The organism is Herbiconiux ginsengi, from assembly GCF_900107435.1.
Lineage (GTDB): Bacteria > Actinomycetota > Actinomycetes > Actinomycetales > Microbacteriaceae > Herbiconiux > Herbiconiux ginsengi.
The window spans coordinates 252,203-271,847 of record NZ_FNPZ01000004.1 but is presented as its reverse complement, the minus strand read 5'-3'; the positions used below and the strand labels follow the sequence as shown (position 1 = coordinate 271,847).

At 68.1% G+C, this 19,645-nt stretch carries 17 protein-coding genes and 1 tRNA gene; 7 read left to right on the top strand and 11 right to left on the bottom strand.

Annotated elements, in window-relative coordinates:
* Positions 1-289: 289 nt before the first annotated feature.
* The 3 genes from BLW00_RS17615 to BLW00_RS17605 all read right to left on the bottom strand — a co-directional run bounded on the left by BLW00_RS17615 (position 290) and on the right by BLW00_RS17605 (position 2,264).
* Entirely contained in the window at positions 290-1,222 is a 933-nt protein-coding gene (locus BLW00_RS17615) for a nucleotidyl transferase AbiEii/AbiGii toxin family protein (RefSeq protein ID WP_245741660.1), read from the bottom strand.
* A complete protein-coding gene (locus tag BLW00_RS17610; protein ID WP_092556625.1) occupies positions 1,219-1,752 on the bottom strand; it encodes a type IV toxin-antitoxin system AbiEi family antitoxin domain-containing protein in 534 nt (177 codons plus the stop codon). The genes BLW00_RS17615 and BLW00_RS17610 overlap by 4 nt, the downstream gene beginning before the upstream one ends.
* 439 nt (positions 1,753-2,191) lie before the next feature.
* Positions 2,192-2,264, bottom strand: a tRNA-Lys gene (locus tag BLW00_RS17605).
* Between the two features lie 107 nt (positions 2,265-2,371).
* Between BLW00_RS17605 and bcp the strand changes: the two genes are divergently transcribed.
* Complete coding sequence (gene bcp / locus BLW00_RS17600; RefSeq protein ID WP_092556623.1) at positions 2,372-2,854, top strand: thioredoxin-dependent thiol peroxidase; 483 nt, start codon at positions 2,372-2,374, stop codon at positions 2,852-2,854.
* 33 nt (positions 2,855-2,887) lie between these two features.
* On the opposite strand, the gene BLW00_RS17595 is transcribed toward bcp, so the two are convergent.
* Positions 2,888-3,337 (bottom strand): hypothetical protein, encoded by a 450-nt coding sequence (locus tag BLW00_RS17595; protein ID WP_245741659.1) that lies wholly within the window; start codon positions 3,335-3,337, stop codon positions 2,888-2,890.
* A gap of 191 nt (positions 3,338-3,528) precedes the next feature.
* Here BLW00_RS17595 and BLW00_RS17590 point away from each other — a divergent pair, with 191 nt between their 5' ends.
* Positions 3,529-3,777 (top strand): WhiB family transcriptional regulator, encoded by a 249-nt coding sequence (locus tag BLW00_RS17590; protein WP_092556621.1) that lies wholly within the window; start codon positions 3,529-3,531, stop codon positions 3,775-3,777.
* Between the two features lie 74 nt (positions 3,778-3,851).
* Here the strand turns inward: BLW00_RS17590 and BLW00_RS17585 are convergent, their stop codons facing one another.
* Complete coding sequence (locus BLW00_RS17585) at positions 3,852-5,345, bottom strand: sensor histidine kinase (protein WP_092556619.1); 1,494 nt, start codon at positions 5,343-5,345, stop codon at positions 3,852-3,854.
* A 330-nt stretch (positions 5,346-5,675) separates the two neighbouring features.
* Here BLW00_RS17585 and BLW00_RS17580 point away from each other — a divergent pair, with 330 nt between their 5' ends.
* Complete coding sequence (locus BLW00_RS17580; protein WP_092556617.1) at positions 5,676-6,095, top strand: Rv3235 family protein; 420 nt, start codon at positions 5,676-5,678, stop codon at positions 6,093-6,095.
* A gap of 14 nt (positions 6,096-6,109) precedes the next feature.
* Here BLW00_RS17580 and secA read toward each other — a convergent pair whose 3' ends face one another.
* The 6 genes from secA to mtrA all read right to left on the bottom strand — a co-directional run bounded on the left by secA (position 6,110) and on the right by mtrA (position 14,849).
* Positions 6,110-9,022: a preprotein translocase subunit SecA gene (gene secA / locus BLW00_RS17575; RefSeq protein ID WP_407650977.1), complete on the bottom strand. Its 2,913-nt coding sequence runs from the start codon at positions 9,020-9,022 to the stop codon at positions 6,110-6,112.
* A 125-nt stretch (positions 9,023-9,147) separates the two neighbouring features.
* Positions 9,148-9,864: a ribosome hibernation-promoting factor, HPF/YfiA family gene (gene hpf / locus BLW00_RS17570; RefSeq protein WP_092556615.1), complete on the bottom strand. Its 717-nt coding sequence runs from the start codon at positions 9,862-9,864 to the stop codon at positions 9,148-9,150.
* 104 nt (positions 9,865-9,968) lie between these two features.
* Positions 9,969-10,679 (bottom strand): ComF family protein, encoded by a 711-nt coding sequence (locus BLW00_RS17565; RefSeq protein WP_092556613.1) that lies wholly within the window; start codon positions 10,677-10,679, stop codon positions 9,969-9,971.
* A gap of 91 nt (positions 10,680-10,770) precedes the next feature.
* Positions 10,771-12,453 carry an LpqB family beta-propeller domain-containing protein gene (locus BLW00_RS23060; protein ID WP_175494345.1) on the bottom strand — a complete coding sequence of 561 codons (1,683 nt, stop codon included), beginning with the start codon at positions 12,451-12,453 and terminating at the stop codon, positions 10,771-10,773.
* Positions 12,446-14,158 carry an MtrAB system histidine kinase MtrB gene (mtrB, locus tag BLW00_RS17545; RefSeq protein ID WP_092556607.1) on the bottom strand — a complete coding sequence of 571 codons (1,713 nt, stop codon included), beginning with the start codon at positions 14,156-14,158 and terminating at the stop codon, positions 12,446-12,448. The genes BLW00_RS23060 and mtrB overlap by 8 nt, the downstream gene beginning before the upstream one ends.
* Positions 14,159-14,171: 13 nt before the next feature.
* Complete coding sequence (gene mtrA / locus BLW00_RS17540; protein ID WP_092556605.1) at positions 14,172-14,849, bottom strand: MtrAB system response regulator MtrA; 678 nt, start codon at positions 14,847-14,849, stop codon at positions 14,172-14,174.
* Positions 14,850-15,052: 203 nt separating this feature from the next.
* On the opposite strand from mtrA, the gene BLW00_RS17535 reads away from it, so the two are divergent.
* The 4 genes from BLW00_RS17535 (at position 15,053) to BLW00_RS17520 (ending at position 19,418) form a co-directional block, all read left to right on the top strand.
* Complete coding sequence (locus tag BLW00_RS17535; protein ID WP_139256778.1) at positions 15,053-16,408, top strand: glycerophosphoryl diester phosphodiesterase membrane domain-containing protein; 1,356 nt, start codon at positions 15,053-15,055, stop codon at positions 16,406-16,408.
* A 2-nt stretch (positions 16,409-16,410) separates the two neighbouring features.
* On the top strand, positions 16,411-17,085 hold the full coding sequence (locus tag BLW00_RS17530; protein WP_245741658.1) for a DUF4129 domain-containing protein: 675 nt from the start codon (positions 16,411-16,413) through the stop codon (positions 17,083-17,085).
* Positions 17,082-18,326, top strand: a complete 1,245-nt coding sequence (locus tag BLW00_RS17525) for a DUF4350 domain-containing protein (protein WP_092556599.1) — start codon at positions 17,082-17,084, stop codon at positions 18,324-18,326. The genes BLW00_RS17530 and BLW00_RS17525 overlap by 4 nt, the downstream gene beginning before the upstream one ends.
* 78 nt (positions 18,327-18,404) lie before the next feature.
* The gene (locus BLW00_RS17520; protein WP_092556597.1) at positions 18,405-19,418 is read left to right on the top strand and encodes an AAA family ATPase; all 1,014 of its coding nucleotides are present in this window, start codon (positions 18,405-18,407) and stop codon (positions 19,416-19,418) included.
* Positions 19,419-19,645: the final 227 nt, after the last annotated feature.

The following is a 19,645-nucleotide window of genomic DNA, read 5'->3' as shown; positions in this document are numbered from 1 at the left end:
CTCTCGCGAATTCTTGTCAGGCAGCGCGCGAAGGAGGTCCTCGACGGGGCAGTGTGTCGGCGGATGAACCTAGCGAAGAACGGCCCCCGATTCAGCAGTTACGCCGGACAAGGGCCTTCCAGTGAAAGTGCGCCCCAAGGGACTTGAACCCATTTTCCCGGTCAGGAACGCCGGCACAAAGCCGCAAGTCCCGCGTATTTCCGGGGTTCTTCGAACCTACAGACATCGTTGAATCATGCCCTCTATCGCCCAAATGTGGGCACGGATTACCGGATTTCTGAGCGCCAGATCACACTGTCTCGGAGACGCCATCAGTCGAGGACGTGATTATGTGGATGATCTGGCTCAGCCACTCCCGTGCACTAGCGATGTCCGGCAGAACCGGGGTCCAGCCGGCGACCGCGGTCTCCGCGCGCGCGTCGGAGTAGGCAAGCTCCCACCCGCCCATGGGCCGCATCGGAAACGGGGGCCAAGCCTGCTGTCGTCGCCAATCGAACGTGCGAACGCAGAGGCTGTTCAGGCTGGGCAGATCGGGACCGGCGCTCCAAAGCAGTTGAAGGTCGACCAGGTCATGCGCCCGCACGTAGGCAGGATCGGTGACGGCATGGATCTTCTGCGCGATCTGGTACTCCAGCTCTACCAGTTCGACGGGCCGCAGCTCACCAAAGTTGAAGTAGGCGCCGAAGTGCACTAGTCCCCCGTCGATCTCCCTCCGCGTGTGCGCGTATGGATCAATCTCAGGATCGGAGACTTCGACATCGAGCGCACCCCACGCGCTGCCAAGGAAGGATATCGACACGCGGTACGGATGCATGACGTACTCCAGTCGGGCGAGCCCCGGATCATGGAGCTTCACGGCACGCACGGTCGCGGTGAACGCGACTCGATCCGGTGCATCCGGGTCGCGCCGCAGCTTGCCCTTCGAGGCCGGAACTCTTCCCCACCCCTCGGCCAGACGAGCGCGAAATGCCTCCTCGAACTCTTCACCGCGAACGCGCGTGGAGACATCGAGATCGGAGGTGGCGCGTGTGCCACGCTCCCCGAAGCGCAGCTTCACACCCATCCCGCCTTTGACTGCGACGGCATCAGGAAGCATCTGCGACACGACCAGCGTGCACAGCATCACTCGCGCACGCGCAACGGGGATTCCTAATTCCGCCGCGACCTTCGCGAGCCGGTCATTGAGCTGCGTCTCATTCAGTGGCGGTGTCGCTTCGCTCATGCCGGCGCCGTCTTCCACAGAGTCGCGTCATGCTCGCTGATCAATTCCCGCCTGAGCGCTGTGTCGACCAACACCTCCCATCGGTCATGGGGCATCCGATCCTGCATGTCCTCCAGCGCACGCCGAGCGGTTGTCGTCAGGATGCCCTCGTAGCGAGTGAGATCCTCATCGGGCACGTCGCGCCGGCTTTCCAGTTCCATCCAGCCCGGCAGAGTGCGCCTCACACGGCGGCGCGTGCCCACGCGCACCTTCGGGGGGTTGAACTGACCGAGCCCGAGCAGATCCAGCACGGATTCACGGTGCAGAAATGCGCCCTCCCCAGCGAGGGCGACAGCGACAGTGGGTTCGGTGAACGGCGTTATCGGCACATCTCGATGCGTGTAGACACCCTGTCCGCACGAGCGAAGCGCGCCCCGAGCTGCAAGCTTCCGCACTTCTACTGACGGCACCCCTGCGTCGTCTGCCTCGGAAACCGTCACGACGCCGTTGCGGGATGCCGCGATCTCCCACAAGCCCTGGCGATAGCCCATCAGATCACCTCGATGCCAATACCGTACCATAAGCGGTACCCTATTGACACCCATTGCGTTGTTGAGCGGGACAAAACTGGGAGTCCCGTTGACGTCAAGCCGCGAAGCCGCGCATGACAGCAGTTGACGTTCGATCCGCTTGCGCTAGATGCGCACACTGTCATGACCCACGGCAATTGGCCAACAGCCTGTTGGCCAATTGCCTCTTCGCCCGAAAGACCTGTGAACGCCCCCATGTATTTCAGGTTGAGAGCTCGCGGCCACTAAGAGTGGTTGCTGGAGACTTCCGCCGGGCTTGGTCCCGTGGGCTTTGGTGTAGTTCTCCTTCGCGCCGCCTAGACCATTTGTGGGCAAAGTGTGGGCAGACGCACTTTTCCGAGAAGAGAGAAAGGCCCCCGATCCCAGCAGTCATGCGGGATCGAGAGCCTTCTCGTGTCGGTGCACCCCCAGGGACTTGAACCCTGAACCCACTGATTAAGAGTCAGTTGCTCTGCCGATTGAGCTAGAGGTGCGCGGCTCTTGGCGAGCCAGTCGTCAACATTAGCATGCTCCCCAGGGCTTGCGCGAACCGCGCTCCCGAGCTGCATCCTCCGGCCCGCGGATGCGAAATACTGGAGTCATGACAGACGCGAACGGCCGCATCGAAGCCGGCCAGACGGCCCCGGATTTCACCCTTCTCGACCAGGACGGCGCATCCCGCTCCCTCTCCGATTACCGCGGCCAACGCGTCATCCTCTACTTCTACCCCGAGGCCGGAACCCCGGGCTGCACCACCGAGGCGTGTGACTTCCGCGACAACCTGAATTCGCTGAAGAGCGCCGGCTACACGGTGCTCGGCGTCTCACGCGACCTTCCGGCCAAGCTCCGCGGATGGGTCGACGAACAGGCCATCAACTTCACCCTGCTCTCCGACCCGGATGTCGCCGTGCACCACCTCTACGGCGCCTGGGGCGAGAAGAACCTCTACGGCAAGCACGTCACCGGTGTGCTCCGTTCCACCTTCGTGATCGACGAAGAGGGCGTCGTGACCCTGGCGCTCTACAACGTCAAGGCCACCGGACACGTCGCGTCGCTCCGCAAGAAGCTCGCGATCGACGCCTGACCGGCCGCGGCATCCGGATGCGCGACGCCGTTCTCAGACGTCGCGACGGGTCGCCGCCACCACCGATGGGGTGAACAGCAGCACAACAGCGAGCACCGCCGGCAGGAGCAGGTACCAGCCGATGGTGGGGGTCGCCACCATGCCCTGGAAGCAGCCGATCGCGATGACCACCTGCAGCAGCTGCCAGGTGAGGGTGGCAGCACGGGTCCAGGGCCGGGCCCGGAGGGTGTGCACCGCCACGAAACCCAGGAACACCGCCGCGATGGCGGCCAGGACGAGGATGGCCACGGCCGTCTCGTAGGAGGTCGGCCGGGCGGTCAGCAATTCAACCAGGAGCCACAGCACGACTCCGGCCATCACGAGGGCCTCGGCCCCGACGATCACCGCCAGCAGCACGAGCAGGGCCGGTCGCTTCGGTAGCTCCGGCCGAGCCGAGGAAGCGGGTTCACCGCGAGTTGGTCTGTCGTTCGTATCGTCACCCACGGCCGTACTCCATCAGAAAACCCTTGATTTGCAAATACCAGTATGCGACCATATTTGAGGTCAATGTTGCTCACAGTGACGTGAGCGGGTGCATCCTCCTCTTGGGTGCAGCGTCCACCGTGCCATTGACCTTCACCCGAAAGTCTTCGGTCTCTCGATCGAAGCACCCTGCATCCAAAGGAGCACCCGCTATGGATTGGCGCGACAAATCTGCCTGCCTGACCGCTGACCCGGAACTTTTCTTCCCCGTAGGAAACACCGGACCCGCAGTGGATCAGATCGACAAGGCGAAAGCTGTCTGCGCTCGATGCTCCGTGACCGAGGTCTGCCTCCAGTACGCACTGGAGACCGGTCAGGATTCCGGAGTCTGGGGCGGTCTCAGCGAAGACGAGCGTCGTGCGCTGAAGCGGCGTGCCGCTCGTGCTCGCCGGGCCTCCTGAGCACTCCCCCGCTACTGTTCTCTCGTTCGTAGCGCTACCGGATCCCTAGACCGGCGGCGCTCCGGAACCTCCCGTTACGGCTTCTTCAGCCAGCGGAACGGGATCTCGATCGTCACGACGGTTCCCGAACCGACCATCGTGTGCCAGTCGATCGTTCCGCCGAGTTCGCCTTGGATGAGGGTTCGCACGATCTGTGTGCCGAGCCCCGAACCGACCTTGCCCTCCGGCAGGCCGGTGCCGCTGTCGCGCACCTCCACCGTGAGGGTCTCCTCCGAGCGCGTCGCCACGATCTCCACCTCACCCTCCTGACCGGCGAGGCCGTGCTCCACGGCGTTCGTCACCAACTCGGTGAGCGCGAGAGCGAGCGGAGTCGCGTACTCGCTCGGCAGCACACCGAAGCTGCCCGACGATTTCGGATGCACGGTCGTGTTGTGCGCGGACGCCACTTCCGCCACCAGCAGCAGCACGCGGTCGAAGACCGTGTCGAAGTCGACGCGCTGGTTGAGACCCTCGGAGAGCGTGTCGTGCACCACCGCGATCGCGGCGACCCGGCGCATGGCCTGGGTGAGCGCATCCCGCGCCTCATCGGAGTGCGTGCGGCGCGCCTGGATGCGCAGCAGCGAAGCCACCGTCTGCAAGTTGTTCTTGACGCGGTGGTGGATCTCGCGGATGGTGGCGTCTTTCGTGATCAGCTCGCGCTCCTGATGGCGCAGTTCGGTCACGTCACGGCTCAGCACGATGGCGCCGAAGCGGTGCCCCCGGGTGCGCAAGGGGATCGCGCGCAGCGAGACCGTCACTCCCTTGGACTCGATGTCGGTGCGCCAGGGAGCGCGACCGGTGACGACGAGCGGCAGCGACTCGTCGACGATCAGGCGGCCGCTGAGGAGCCCCGTGGTGACTTCGGCGAGCGACTGGCCCTCGAGCTCGCCCGCGAAGCCCATGCGATTGAAGGCGGAAAGACCATTGGGGCTCGCGAAGGTGACGATGCCGTCGACATCCAGCCGGATCAGGCCGTCGGATGCGCGCGGGGCGCCACGACGAGGACCGGTGGGGGCGCCGAGATCGGGGAAGTCGCCCGCCGCGATCATCGAGAAGAGGTCGTTGGCGCACTCGTTGAACGTGAGCTCCTGGCGGCTCGGCGTACGGGCCTCGCTGAGGTTCGTGTGCCGGGTGATCACCGCGATCGGGCGGTCGGTGGTGGTCTGCTCGGAGACGGAGAGCCGGCGGAGCACCGGCACCGCGCGCACGCGGGTCGGAGTCTCCTCATACCAGTCCGGAGCCGCGGTGTCGACGATCTGCGCGCTCTCGAACGCATCCGTGACCTGCTTGCGCCACTCGGGCTTGATGGTCTGGCCCACGAAGTCGCGGTAGAACAGCGTCGCCGAACTGGAGGGGCGCGAATGCGCCACCGCCACGAAGGTGTCGTCGACGGTCGGCACCCAGAGCACGATGTCGGCGAAGGCGAGATCGGCCAGCAGCTGACAATCGCTGACCAGCAGATGCAGCCACTCGACGTCGGCTTCGGTGGAACGGCCGTGGGCGGTGACGAGATCGCTGAGTGTTGACACGGGTTCTAGCCTACGGTGCCGAATCCGAGCTCCCGTGATCGCGTTTCCCTACGAAGCGATCACGGGAGCCGTTCGATTCCGGCCGGGAGGCGGCAGGTCGGGGGAACGGGCATCCCGGCCGGAAGTTGTTGTGCTCGGTGTGTGATGACAGTCCACCAGGTCGGCACCGATGGGTGTTATGAGCAATCTCCACTCAGCCACGCGTGGTCTCCGGCGTATTCCACAGGGCACAAACGCATCTGGACAAGCAAAGTCGACACTGGTTGAGTAACAGCCGCTGATGCTTTACTGAGCATTCCTTACTCGATGGCACCCCATGAAGGAGCTTCTGTGACCACGCGCACCACGACCACACGTACGCTCGACGCCACGACCGCACCGGATGCGATCGCCTCGGAGAACGTGCGCCGGCTCTCCGACCCGCGACCGCTCGCCGAGAGCCTGGCCCGCTGCGTCGTCGAGATCCTGTCCGGCACGCGCGACCTCGATCAGATCTCCCGCTGGCTCTCGGCCGACGTGTACGCCCACCTGCTGAAGCGCGTCGTGCTGTCAGCCCGCGCCCGCCAGGTCCGGGGAGAGGCGCCGTCGCGGCTCACGTTCACGATGGGCACCACGGTGCTCTGCGAGCCCCAAGACGGCATCGTCGACGCCGTGGTGATCGTGCACGGGCGAGCCCGCTCGCGGGCCGTCGCCATCCGGTTGGAGGCGCTCGACGCGCGGTGGCGTGCGAGCGCCGTGCACGTTCTCTGACGCGCCTCGGGCTGCTACTTCTTCTTGCCCTGGGCCCGGCGCTGTGCGCGGTTACCGGCACCTCCGGAGGCGCCCTGCGGACGGGGGCCACCGCTCGCGCTGCCGCCCGATCCGGAACCCTGGCCGCCCGACTTCGCCGGGTTGCCCGATTTCGCGGGGTTGCCCGACTTCTGGGCGGCCGGACGCGCCGTGCTGGCTCCGGCCGACGGCGCTGCTCCGCCGCGGGTGAATGCACTGGCCACCGGAGCGGACTGCTCCTGGGCCTCCTGCGCACGCGCGCTGGCCGCCTGCTCGATCTGGCCGCGCTGGTTGCGCACCTCGACGCCGCCGGAGTCGCTCGGCGCGGAGAAGCTCAGCTTCTCGGCCGGAGCGCTCGACTGCGCAAGACCCTTCGCCTCCACCGTGGGGGCACCCACAGCGCTCGCCGAAGCGTTCACCTCGACCTCGAGGTTGAACAGGAAGCCGACCGTCTCCTCGCGGATCTGGCCCATCATCGACTGGAACAGGGCGAAGCCTTCGCGCTGGTACTCCACCAGCGGGTCGCGCTGAGCCATGGCCCGCAGGCCGATGCCGTCTTTCAGGTAGTCCATCTCGTAGAGGTGGTCGCGCCAACGGCGGTCGATCACCGAGAGCACGACCCGGCGCTCGAGCTCACGCATGGCAGCCTCACCCAGCGTCTCCTCGCGGCGCTTGTAGGCGAGCTTCGCGTCGGAGAGGATCTCGCGGGCGACGAACTCCCGGTTGATGCGGCCCTTGCTGCCGGCCTCGGCGATCACCTCGTCGATGGTGATGGAGATGGGGTAGAGCGTCTTCAGTTCTGCCCAGAGCGCGTCGAAGTCCCAGTCGTCTCCGGAGCCCGCCGCGTGATCGGAGATGATCTCGTCGATCACCTCGTCGAGGAACTTCTGCGCGCGATCCTGCAGGTTGTCGCCCTCGAGGATGTGCCGGCGGTCGCTGTAGATCGCCTCGCGCTGACGGTTCAGCACGTCGTCGTATTTCAGCACGTTCTTGCGGATCTCGGCGTTCCGGCCCTCGACCTGCGACTGAGCGCTGCGGATGGCGCGGGAGACGACCTTCGACTCGATCGCCAGGTCGTCGGGCACGCCCGACCGGCCCATCAGGCTCTCGGCCGCGCCGGCGTTGAACAGACGCATGAGGTCGTCGGTGAGCGAGAGGTAGAAGCGGCTCTCCCCCGGGTCGCCCTGGCGCCCGCTTCGACCGCGCAGCTGGTTGTCGATGCGTCGGGACTCGTGGCGCTCGGTGCCGAGCACGTAGAGACCGCCGGCCTCGACGACCTTGTCGGCCTCCTTCTGCACGTCGGCTTTCACCGAGGTGAACACCTCGTCCCACGCCGCCTCGTACTCGTCGGGGGTCTCGACCGGGCTGAGTCCACGGGCGTTCATCTCGGCGACGGCGAGGAACTCGGCGTTTCCGCCGAGCATGATGTCGGTTCCACGACCGGCCATGTTGGTGGCCACCGTGACCGAGCCGAGCCGGCCGGCCTGGGCCACGATCGCGGCCTCACGGGCATGGTTCTTGGCGTTCAGCACCTCGTGCCGGATGCCGCGCTTGGCGAGCAGTCGGGAGAGGTATTCGCTCTTCTCGACGCTCGTGGTGCCCACCAGCACCGGCTGGCCCTTCTCGTGCCGCTCCACGATGTCTTCGACCACCTGGTCGAACTTCGACTGCTCGTTCTTGTAGACGAGGTCGGACTGGTCGATGCGCTGCATCGGCTTGTTCGTGGGGATCGAGACGACACCGAGCTTGTAGGTGCTCATGAATTCGGCGGCCTCGGTCTCGGCCGTACCCGTCATGCCCGAGAGCTTCTCGTAGAGGCGGAAGTAGTTCTGCAGCGTCACGGTGGCGAGCGTCTGGTTCTCGGCCTTGACCGCAACGCCCTCCTTGGCCTCGATCGCCTGGTGGATGCCCTCGTTGTAGCGGCGACCGGCCAGGATGCGGCCGGTGTGCTCGTCGACGATCAGCACCTCGCCGTTCAGCACGACGTAGTCCTTGTCCTTCTTGAACAGCGCCTTCGCTTTGATGGCGTTGTTCAAGAAGGAGATGAGAGGCGTGTTCGCCGACTCGTAGAGGTTGTCGATGCCGAGGTAGTCCTCGACCTTCTCGATGCCGGGCTCGAGCACGCCGACGGTGCGCTTCTTCTCGTCGACCTCGTAGTCCTCTTCGGCCACGAGCTTCGTGGCCAGCTGCGCGAACTCGTTGAACCAGCGGTTCGCCTCACCCGATGCCGGGCCGGAGATGATGAGCGGGGTGCGCGCCTCGTCGATCAGGATCGAGTCGACCTCGTCGACGATCGCGAAGTGGTGGCCGCGCTGCACCATGTCGGAGGCCTGCCAGGCCATGTTGTCGCGGAGGTAGTCGAAACCGAACTCGTTGTTCGTGCCGTAGGTGATGTCGGCCTCGTACTGCACCCGGCGCTCCGCCGGGGTCTGGCCGGCCAGGATGACGCCGGTGGTCATGCCGAGGGCACGGAAGACGCGACCCATCAGCTCACTCTGGTATCCGGCGAGGTAGTCGTTCACCGTGATGACGTGCACGCCCTTGCCGGCGATGGCGTTGAGGTAGGCCGCGGTGGTGGCCACCAGGGTCTTGCCCTCACCGGTCTTCATCTCGGCGATGTTGCCGAGGTGCAGGGCCGCACCGCCCATCAGCTGCACGTCGAAGTGACGCAGTCCGAGGGTGCGGCTGGATGCCTCGCGCACGGCCGCGAAGGCCTCGGGAAGCAGGTGGTCGAGGCTCTCGCCGGCTTCGAAGCGCTCACGGAGCCGCGGAGTCTCGTCTTTGAGCTCCTCGTCGGAGAGCGCCTGGAAGTCTTCTTCGAGCGCGTTGATCGCTTTCGCGTAGTTCTGGAGCTTGCGAAGGGTTCGGCCCTCGCCGACACGAAGGACCTTTTCGAGAACTGAGGCCACGGACTTTCTCCCACTGCAGTCGTCGCTGCGCTGTGCGCGCAAACACAAGCCATACTAGTTGCTCGCGCCTGAGCGTCGGCGGCGCATTCCCTGCGGCTGCAGTGGGAGTCGTCCGACGGAGAGCGCTACCGGGCGACGGCCTCCACCGCTGCCGGTTCCTGCTCGGAGAACGCGTCGGCGTTCTCATCGAGACCGATGACCCCGTAGTCCCACCCCTTGCGCCGGTACACGACGCTCGCGCGGCCGGTTTCGGAGTCGATGAACAGGTAGAAATCGTGCCCGACGAGCTCCATGTGGTAGAGCGCGTCGTCGACGGTCATCGGCGTGGCGCCGAAGACCTTCTTGCGGATGACGACGGGGCAGTAGACCTCGTCGTCAGCATCATCACTGGGCGCGCTCTCGACGGCCACCGGTGCGGGAGCGGGGGCAGCCGCTTCGCGCCGGGTGATCACCTCGGAGTCGGCGGGACGCAGGTCGATGATGCTGAACCCGCCCGTGCTCGCCTCGTGCAGCGACACGGGGCGATGCTGACCGCGGTGCACCTTCTTGCGGTCTTTCGCGCGCCGGATGCGTTGCATCAGTTTCGCGAGTGCGAGGTCGAACGCCGCGTACTTGTCGGACGCCGCGCTCTCGGCCCGCACCAGAGGGCCGGGCCCGATGAGCGTCAGCTCGACTCGATCGTCGCCCGACTGCGTTCCGTTGGCCGAATTGTGGCGACACACCTTGATCTCGAGGGCGAGCGCCTTGTCGGCGAGGTGGGCGACCTTCTCCGCTTTCTCGCTCGCGTAATCGCGAAATCGATCTGTGATCCCTAGGTTTCTTCCAGTGATGTTGACTTCCATGGAGACCTCCTAGCCATATTGAATGGCGCAACCCCGGCACAAGGTCGGGATCGTTCGCGCCTTGTGCAGTTCAACCTACTGCCCCTGCCTCTGAGTGTCACCGATTATTTCCCTTCGATCTCCTTCCGTTTCGCTGTGCGCGCGAGACAGGTCGCCCCGACGACGATTCCGCCTCGTTCGGAGACGGCCCGGCACCCCTCGGCGAGGGTGGATCCGGTCGTGAGCACGTCGTCGACCAGCAGCACACGCCGCCCGCGCAGGGTCTCGGATGCCCGCATCGCACCCCGCAGGTTGGTGTGCCGTTCAGCTGCCGAGAGCCCCGCCTGGTCGGCGATCGCCCGGATGAGCACGAGCCCCGCCGGGCGGCGCACCCGGTGGCCGGCGCTCTGCACCAGGAGGTCGACCGGGCGGTAGCCTCGCCGCCGCACGGCCGCCCGGGCGGAGGGCATCGTGACGATCGCCACATCCGTCGGCCCCCTTCCGGCCGGCGTACGGGACAGCGCCGCTCGCATGGCCGGGGCCAGCAGGCGGAGCGCATCCGTTCGCCCGTGCTCCTTCACGGCGGAGAGCACGCGGGCGACGGCACCGCCGTACTCGAGCGCCACGACCACGGGCACGGGCACGGGGGCGGCGCGCACGGTGGCGAGTCGCGGTGCGAGTTCGACCCGGCAGGCCGGACAGACCACGTGATCGGGCGCACCACAGCCCGCGCAGCTCACCGGCAGCAGGAGTGACGCCGCATCGGCGAGCCACCCCGCGAGAACGGGCGGCACGGCGGGAAGGGAACGGGCGACGGGAGGGCTGAACGGGGGCATGCGGCCATCCTCGCCACCACGATCGCCTGACGGCAGGCCTCGACGCGATCTGTGGAGCACGAGACGGTGTCGCGGAATTGTGACGTAGGGGTCAGTTCTGCACGGCCAAGCGGGAGATGCCCGTCGTGGTCGACTGCCAAGCGCTCCCGCGCTGCTGCTGCAGTCCGCCCTCGTTCGAGAGCACGCGCAAGCCGTCGAGGTCGTTCCCGCCGGCGATCGAGACGGCTCCCACCGGTGCTCCGAGGCTCGAGCTGCGCCCGCCGAGCACCTGCGCCACCGCGCGGTCCTCACCCGAGGGCAGGGCCGTGACCGAGGCCACCGTGAGCTGATCGACCCAGGTCGCGTCGACCGGCGCACCCTGCCCGGTGGACAGCTCCACCGGCTGCCCGAGCCGCTGCGGAACACCCGCCTGGTTGCGGATGACGGCGGCCACGACGAGTTTCGGCGGGCCGTCGACCGAGAGGAAGGCCAGGGCGCGCGTGCCGTCTCGCGAGATCTCGAGCGAGGTGATGCCGGATGCGCCGTCCCAGCTGGTGGGGATCGTCACCCCCGTCTCGCCGGGCCCGTACACGGCGATCGAGGTGGGCGCGTCGCCCGGCACGGCCCACACGTAGCCGAAGGGATCGATCGCCGGGTCGATCAATCCGCCGCGCTGATCGAGCACAGCGGGCGCGTCACCGTTCCGCACCGCGTAGACCTGACCGTTGCCGGCCTTCACGGCCGCCGTCGCCGCGGTCGCCGAATACGCCACCGACTGCGGTTGGAGTGCTTCCACACCGTCGCTGATCCCCGAGATCGGAGCGACGGATGCACCGGCGACGTAGCCGAAGGCGCCGTCGCGGAGCACCAGCGCCCGCGAATCGACGCGCGGGGCGGAATCGGGGGGCGTCACGTTCGACCCGGGGATCGGCACGATGTTCTGGTCGACCGAGATGGTGACGTTCGAGGCCGACGCCAGGTCGCTGAGGCTCGTGCGCAGCTGGTACTGCATCCGTGCCAGGTCGTTCGCGTCGGCCTGCAGCACGTTGCTCGAGAGCTCGACCTGGGTCTGGCCCCCGGTGGTCACCACCGAGGTCGTCGTGGTTCCGTCGGGGAACGCGGTCACCACCGCCCCGTCGCCGAGCCAGGCCGAAGGCCCCGCCAGCAGGGCCTTCACCACCCGAGTGCCCACCGAGGTCGACGACGCGAACCAGCGGAGGTCAGGTACCAAGTAGGTGAAGGTCGGATCGTAGAAGTAGAGGGCGTGCGAGCTGAACACCTGGTCGAAGAAGAGGTCTTCGATCACGATGCCGTCGGCGAGCTCGTCGATGCGCCACTCGCCGTCGACCTGGGTGAAGGTGAACGAGAGCGGGAGGGGCGCACTCGACGTGCTTTCGCTGTAGGCGCCGTTCGGGTCGACGGTCGCCACCGGGGTCACGCTCATCTGCAACGTGTCGTCGCTGAGTGCGGTCGTGGGCCGCGGGCCGGTGTCGACGATCGCCCCCTCGTTCGGCTTCCACGAGTCGGCCGCCGCCTTCGTGAGGTAGCGCCGTGCGATCTGGTAGTCGTCTTGCGGGCTCTTGGCGGCCAGGATGAAGCCGTTCAGGATGTCCTGCTGCGAGGCGCCCTTCACGGGGTCGGCGGCGAGGAAGATGACGTCGATGTCGTCGTCGGTGCCGATGGCGTCGCCCGCCTGAACGGGCCCCGAGCGCGGGATGCCGCTGCACGCGGCCAGCCCGGCGAACAGGAGCACGCCGAGCAGGGCGACCAACGACGTGAGGAATCGTCTACGCATGGGATGCCCCCGGTGTGGTGAGCGAGGTCGAGCCCGTCGGCGGCCGTAGCTCCGCGACCGCCGGTGCCTCACCATAGGCGTCGTGCGGCTCGAGCGGCAACGGCGAATCGCCGGCCGGCCGCGACTGCACCCGCGGCAGGGTCAGGCGGAAGCAGCTGCCCGCACCCGGGCGCGACCACACCTCGAGAGCACCGCCGTGCAGGGTGGCGTCTTCGAGCGAGATCGCGAGCCCGAGACCGGTTCCGCCGATGGTGCGCTTGCGTGAGGGGTCGGCTCGCCAGAAGCGGTCGAAGACCCGCTCGGCGTCGGCCTCGCTCATCCCGCTGCCGTAGTCGCGCACCGACAGGGCCACGGCGTGCTCGTCGCTGTCGACGCTGACCACGATCGGCTTGCCCTCGCCGTGCTCGATCGCGTTGCCGAGCAGGTTGCGCACGATGCGGCGGATACGCCGCCCGTCGACCTCCGCCTCGAAGTAACCGCCCGGCGCCACCAGCCGAAGCGGCGATCCGGCCTGCTCGGCGAGCGACTCCATCTGGTCGATCGCGTCTTCGGCGAGGCGCACCAAGTTGGTGGGCTCGGTGTCGAGGTGCGCCGATCCGGCGTCGAAGCGGCTGATCTCGAGCAGGTCGCTGAGCAGCACTTCGAAGCGTTCGGTCTGGGTGTGCAGGAGCTCCGCGGTGCGGCCGGTCGCGGGCGGGAAGGACTCGCGCTGGTCGTAGAGCACGTCGCCGGCGAGCCGGATGGTGGTGAGCGGGGTGCGCAACTCGTGCGAGACATCCGAGACGAAGCGCTGCTGCACCTGCGACAACTCGGCCAGCTGGGTGATCTGCGACTGCATGCTGTCGGCCATGCCGTTGAACGAGCGGGCGAGTGTGGAGATGACGTCTTCGCCGCGCTCCGGGATGCGCACCTCGAGCTGACCGGCGGCCAGCTTCTCGCTGGTGTCGGCCGCCACCCGGATCGGGCGCACCACGATGCGCACGATGAGGCCCGCCACGAGTCCGATCAGGATGACCAGGGCGAGTCCGCCGAGCCAGAGCGTCTGCTGCACGAACACGAGCGTCTGTTCGGCCTCGGCCAGGTTGTAGCCGATGTACAGCTCGAAATTGCCGGCGCCCGGGATGGTGAGCGGCGAACCGACGATGATGCCCGGATCGGTGCCCCCGCCGGGGTTCGGAAGCGGCACCGATTGCCAGTACTGCTGCACGTCGTCGGGATCGTCGGTGACCTCGGTGCGCAGCTCGTCGCTGATCACGCCGTCGGGCGCGAGCTCGGGGCTCGCGAAGGAGAGCACGGTGGTGGAGTTCGTGGTCTCGCCCGGCGTCGCGTAGAGCGCGATCAGGCGGCTCGACGACGACGCGATGATCGCCGACTTCGCCGAGCTCAGCAGGGAGATGGTGGATGCCTCACCCGATGCGTCCGAGGAGTCGAAGATGGTCTGCGCCGCGGTCGCCGCGTTCTTCGACTCGACCAGCACCTGGTTCAGGCGCGACTGGAAGAGATCGTTGCCGATCGAGATCGACATGTAGGTTCCGGTGGCGACGACGGCGATCGCCGAGAGGGCCACCGTGATCACGATCGTGCGGAACTGCAGCGACCGCCGCCAGGCGCGGGCGACCTCGCGCGGCCAGGCGCGCCAGTTCTGCCAGCTGCGGAGCACCGTCGGGCCCAGGCGGCTCTTGCGGATTCCGGGCGAGTCGGTCATCGGAGGATCGATGTCAGGTGGTGCCGGCGCGGTAGCCGACGCCGCGCACGGTCATCACGATCTTCGGGTTGTCGGGATCTTCTTCGACCTTTGCACGGAGGCGCTGCACGTGCACGTTCACGAGGCGCGTGTCGGCCTTGTAGTGGTAGCCCCAGACCTGCTCGAGCAGCATCTCGCGGGTGAACACCTGCTGCGGCTTCGTGGCGAGAGCCAGCAACAGGTCGAATTCGAGCGGAGTGAGGTTGATGCGCTCGTCTGCGCGCTTCACCTCGTGCCCGGCGACGTCGAGGCTCAGGTCGCCGATCTGCAGCACCTCGGGCGTGTTCTCGGGTGTCGGACGCAGGCGGGTGCGGATGCGCGCCACCAGCTCCTTCGGGTTGAAGGGCTTCACCACGTAGTCGTCGGCGCCGGATTCGAGCCCCTTGACCACGTCGGAGGTGTCGGTGCGTGCCGTGAGCATGATGATCGGCGTGCCGGATTCGGCGCGGATCAGGCCGCAGACCTCGATGCCGTCGAGACCGGGGAGCATCAGGTCGAGCAGCACGAGGTCGGGCTTGGTGTCGCGGAAGGCCGCGAGCGCCTCGGAGCCGTCGGCGCAGAACACCGGATCGAAGCCGTCGGATCGCAGGACGATCCCGATCATCTCGGCAAGAGCGGTGTCATCGTCGACAACGAGAATGCGAGGGTCCATTGTGCTGTTTCTTCCGCTTCCGTCGGCTGGGATCACGTGCGCCGTTGCCGCGCATCCGCCGATTCAGGCTGTCATTGCGACAAGAGTAGTCGAGCCCGCAGCAGACCTTCTCGACAGATGCCGGGAAAACTCTGAGCGAGTATGGAAGCATGGACCGGGAAACGGGTGGGTCGGACACCAGCGTTGGGGGTTGAAGGACACCGATGAGCGAGAACGACAGCTGGGCGCCCCCGAGCGCCGACGAGTCGAGCACGCCGCCGGCGGCCGCGCCGCCGCAGGGGCCACCGCCACCTCCGCCGGGGCCGTCGGGACAATACCCGCCTCCGATGCCCCCGCAGCCGCAATACGGGCAGTATGCGCCGCCGCCTCAACCGCAATACGGGCAGTACGCTCCGCCCCCGCCCCCGCAGTACGGGCAATATGCGCCGCCGCCCCAGTACGGGCAATACGCACCGCCACCACCCGGTTACGCCCAGCCCGGCGCATCCGTGCCCTACTGGGCGCAGCAGGGACAGGGCCTGCCGCAGCCCGGTCCGGCGCCGTGGGCGCCGCCCCCCAAGCCCGGACTGATCCCGTTGCGGCCGCTCGGTTTCGGGACCCTGATGGGCGCGCCCTTCCAAGTGCTGCGCCGCAACCCCAAGGCCACTTTCGGCAGCGGCCTCATCGTTCAGGTCGCGATCATCCTGGTCACCATCCTCTTCGTCGGAGGCGCGACCTTCTGGGCCATCTCGCGCAGTGTCTCGGCGAGCTCGGCCGATCAAGACGCCGTCGCCGCGGGGAGTGTGGCGATCGTGCTGCTCTCCGCGCTCATCCCGGTCGCGCTGTCGCTCTTCGCCAGCGCCCTGCTGCAGGCCGTGCTGGTGGTGGAGGTCGCCCGGGGCACCCTCGGCGAGAAGCGGCGGCTCGGCGAGCTCTGGAAGGCCGCGTTCCGGCGCATCCTGCCGCTCACCGGCTGGTATGCGCTGATCGCGGCGGCGCTCGTGGTGGTGCTGGGCCTGATCGTGCTGGCGATCTTCGCCGCCTCGGCTCTCGGCGACGCAGGCATCGTGCTGGCCGTTCTGGCCGGGGTCTTCCTCAGCCTCGGCAGCGTGGTGCTCGCCGTGTGGCTCGGCGTCAAGTTCTCGATGGTGCCGTGCATCATCGTGCTCGAGCGCGTCGGCGTCTTCGCCGCCATGCGCCGGTCGTGGAAGCTCACCACAGGGAACTTCTGGCGCACCTTCGGCGTGATGGCGCTCGTGTACCTCATCCTCTCCACCGCCTCGCAGCTGCTCTCGGTGCCGTTCCAGTTCTTGCTGCCGATCGCGGTCGGTCTGATCGATCCCAACAACACCGGCTCGGGCCTCATCGGCGCGGGCGCGCTCTACCTGCTCTTCCTCGCCTTCACGGTGGTGCTCTCGGCCGTGACCAGCGTCGTGCAGGCGGCGACGGTGGCCGTGATCTACATCGATCTGCGGATGCGCACCGAGGGACTCGACATCGAGCTCGCCCGCTTCGTGGAGTCGCGCCAGGTGGGCGACGACTCCTGGCCCGACCCCTACCTGCTCCCGCCCCGCGGATGATCGTGATCTCCGCCCCGGCCGCGCTCGTGACCGACATCCCGGTCGATCCCGACGCCGATCAGGCGCGCCAGTGGGTGCTCGACGAGCTCGCCAAGCCACCGTACGAGGCCGCGCGGCCGACCTGGTTCGATCAGCTCTCGCAGAGCTTCGGCGAATGGCTGAGCTCCCTGCGGGTGCCCGACGGCTCCGGCTTCGGCGGTCTCGTGCCGCTCGCCATCGTGATCGCCGTGGTGGCTCTGCTCGTGGTGGCGTTCCTGGTGTTCGGCCGGCCACGGCTGAACCGACGCAGTCAGGTGAAGACGGGAGCCCTGTTCGGCACCGACGACACCCGTTCAGCCGCCGAGCTGCGCGCCTCCGCTGCCCGTGCCGCCGATCAGGGCGACTTCGGCACGGCCATCCAGGAGGCCTTCCGGGCCCTGGCCCGCCAACTCGCCGAGCGCACCATCGTCACGACCTCGCCCGGCACCACCGCCCATGACTTCGCCGCGCGCGCCGGCGCCTCCTTCCCCGCCCACCGCGACGAGCTCGCCGCCTGCGCACGCCTCTTCGACGGCGTCCGTTACCTCGACGAACCGGGCACGCGCGCGGGCTTCGACCGCGTGACCGGCCTCGACCGGCGGATGCAGTCCGAACGACCCGAGGTGCTCGAACGCATCGAGAGCGTGGTCGTGCGATGACCGCCGCTCCCCCGGTCGAACCGGCCGCCGCGACCGGGGCCACCGACGCACGGGTCGAGACGCCCCGCTTGCGCACGACGTTCCGCCGTCGGCTGTTCTGGATCGTGGTGCCGATCGTCGCAATGCTGGTCGCGATCGCCACGGTGCTGCTCACTGCATCCGGCACACCGGATGTCGACCGCTACTCCATCGGCAACGCCGGGCCCTCGGGCAGCCGAGCGGTGGCCGAGGTGCTCCGCGGCCAGGGCGTCGACGTGGTGGCCGCCGGGAGTTTCGCCGAGGCGCGAGCGGCTGCGGGCGACGACTCGACCGTGCTGTTCACCGACCCCTACGGCTTCCTCGACGCCGAGAGGCTCGACGCCGTGGCCGGCCTCGGCACCGACCTGGTGCTGGTGGAACCCGGCACCGATGAGCTCGACGCGCTGGCACCCGGCGTCGCGAACGCCGGCGCGGCCGAGCAGGCGGATTCGGTGGCGGCGGGCACCGGATGCGCCATCCCGGCCGCTCAGCGCGCCGGCACCATCTCGCAGCCCTCGTGGACCTACCGGGTGCTTGAGGGGGAGGACGACGCGACCACGGCGTGTTTCCGCTCCTACGACGACGCGTACGCGGTGGTGCAGGAACCGAGGGTGAACCGCGGCGACTCCTCGACCGTCACCGTGCTGGGTGCCGGCGACGCGCTCACCAACGAGCACGTCGCCGAGGAGGGCAACGCGGCGCTGGTGCTCGGCCTCCTCGGGGCGCACCACACCCTCGTCTGGTACATGCCCGGCCCCGACGACCTCGCGGGCGACGACGCAGCGCCCACCGTCGGTGAGCTCACTCCCGGCTGGGTGACCCCGGTCATCCTGTTGCTCGTGCTCGTCACCGTGGCGGCCGGCGTCTGGCGCGGACGGCGCTTCGGCGCGGTCGTGGTGGAGAACCTGCCCGTCACCGTGCGCGCGAGCGAGACCATGGAAGGGCGCGCCCGGCTCTACGCCAAGCAGGGAGCATATGCCCGGGCGCTCGACGCGCTGCGGATCGGCACCCTCGCCCGACTCACCGTGCTGCTCGCGCTGCCGCGTCATGCGACCGTCGTCGAAGTGAGCCGCGCGGTGGCCGCGGTCACCGGCCGCACCGTCGACGAGGTGCACGACACCCTGGTGGGCGCCCTGCCCCGGAGCGAGGGCGAGCTGCTCGCGCTCTCCGACCGCCTCCTCGTGCTCGAGCAAGACGTGCATCGCGCGACGAACCTGCGCTGACCGCGAGCCGACACCGATACCGACCATCACCGCCGTGACCGATCCGACCAGAAGCTCCGAACAGAAGAGGAACACCGGATGACCGACCAGCCGCAGCCTGCAGGCTCCCCCGACTCCCCCGATCCCGCCCCGACGCCCACCGCCGACGAGCTGCGCCAGGCCCTCGCGCGCGTGCGCGCCGAAGTGGGCAAGGCGGTGGTGGGTCAGGACGGCGCGGTCACCGGCCTCATCATCGCGCTGCTCGCCCGGGGCCATGTGCTGCTCGAGGGCGTGCCCGGTGTGGCGAAGACGCTGCTCGTGCGCAGCCTCAGTCAAGCGCTGAGCCTCGACACCAAGCGGGTGCAGTTCACGCCCGACCTGATGCCCGGCGACGTCACCGGCTCGCTGATCTACGACGCGAAGGCGGGCGAGTTCTCGTTCCGCCAGGGGCCGGTGTTCACGAACATCCTGCTCGCCGACGAGATCAACCGCACGCCCCCGAAGACGCAGTCCGCGCTGCTGGAGGCGATGGAGGAGCGCCAGGTGAGCGCCGACGGCGTGACCCGCAAGCTGCCCGATCCGTTCCTCGTGGCGGCGACGCAGAACCCGATCGAATACGAGGGCACCTATACGCTGCCCGAGGCGCAGCTCGACCGCTTCCTGGTGAAGCTCGTGCTCGACCTGCCGGAGCGCGAGACCGAGGTGGCGGTGCTCACCCGCCACGCGAACGGCTTCAACCCGCGCGACCTCGTGGCCGCCGGCGTCACCCCCGTGCTCGACGCGCGCATGCTCACTTTCGCGCAGAACGCGGTCACCGGCGTGCAGGCGTCACCCGACGTGCTCGCCTACATCGTCGACCTCGCCCGGGCCACCCGGCAGAGCCCGTCGGTGAAGCTCGGCGTGAGCCCGCGCGGAAGCACCGCGCTGCTGGCCGCGTCGAAGGCCTGGGCGTGGCTCAACGGCTACTCCGGGGTGACGCCCGACCACGTGCAGGCGATGGTTCTTCCGGTGCTGCGGCACCGCATCCAGCTCCGGCCGGAGGCGGAGCTCGAGGGCGTGTCGGTCGACGCGATCCTGCGGAGCATCCTGACCCAAGTTCGAGTACCGATCTGATTGGTGGGGTGAGGATGCTGCTTCTAGCTGCGCCGGAGACCTCTCGCCTTCGGCGAGGGGCCTCCGGCGGTCGCGCCGGTCCCTGCCCGGCGCGAGGCGACCTGTTCGCGTGCGGTCGCTCACGCGGCCGTTCGCTCACCCTGGGTCGTCGAGCACGGCCCGGAACTTCGGTGCCTCACCGGGCGGTACTGGGCGGAGAATTCCAAACGAGTCATGCACCCCGGGCC

What these genes read in the sequence shown, in the direction of transcription:
- BLW00_RS17615 (WP_245741660.1), bottom strand. Translation starts at nt 1,222, where the DNA reads ATGAGCGAAGCGACACCGCCACTGAATGAGACGCAGCTCAATGACCGG.
- BLW00_RS17610 (WP_092556625.1), bottom strand. Translation starts at nt 1,752, where the DNA reads ATGGGCTATCGCCAGGGCTTGTGGGAGATCGCGGCATCCCGCAACGGC.
- bcp (WP_092556623.1), top strand. Translation starts at nt 2,372, where the DNA reads ATGACAGACGCGAACGGCCGCATCGAAGCCGGCCAGACGGCCCCGGAT.
- BLW00_RS17590 (WP_092556621.1), top strand. Translation starts at nt 3,529, where the DNA reads ATGGATTGGCGCGACAAATCTGCCTGCCTGACCGCTGACCCGGAACTT.
- hpf (WP_092556615.1), bottom strand. Translation starts at nt 9,864, where the DNA reads ATGGAAGTCAACATCACTGGAAGAAACCTAGGGATCACAGATCGATTT.
- BLW00_RS17565 (WP_092556613.1), bottom strand. Translation starts at nt 10,679, where the DNA reads ATGCCCCCGTTCAGCCCTCCCGTCGCCCGTTCCCTTCCCGCCGTGCCG.
- BLW00_RS23060 (WP_175494345.1), bottom strand. Translation starts at nt 12,453, where the DNA reads ATGCGTAGACGATTCCTCACGTCGTTGGTCGCCCTGCTCGGCGTGCTC.
- mtrB (WP_092556607.1), bottom strand. Translation starts at nt 14,158, where the DNA reads ATGACCGACTCGCCCGGAATCCGCAAGAGCCGCCTGGGCCCGACGGTG.
- mtrA (WP_092556605.1), bottom strand. Translation starts at nt 14,849, where the DNA reads ATGGACCCTCGCATTCTCGTTGTCGACGATGACACCGCTCTTGCCGAG.
- BLW00_RS17535 (WP_139256778.1), top strand. Translation starts at nt 15,053, where the DNA reads ATGAGCGAGAACGACAGCTGGGCGCCCCCGAGCGCCGACGAGTCGAGC.
- BLW00_RS17525 (WP_092556599.1), top strand. Translation starts at nt 17,082, where the DNA reads ATGACCGCCGCTCCCCCGGTCGAACCGGCCGCCGCGACCGGGGCCACC.
- BLW00_RS17520 (WP_092556597.1), top strand. Translation starts at nt 18,405, where the DNA reads ATGACCGACCAGCCGCAGCCTGCAGGCTCCCCCGACTCCCCCGATCCC.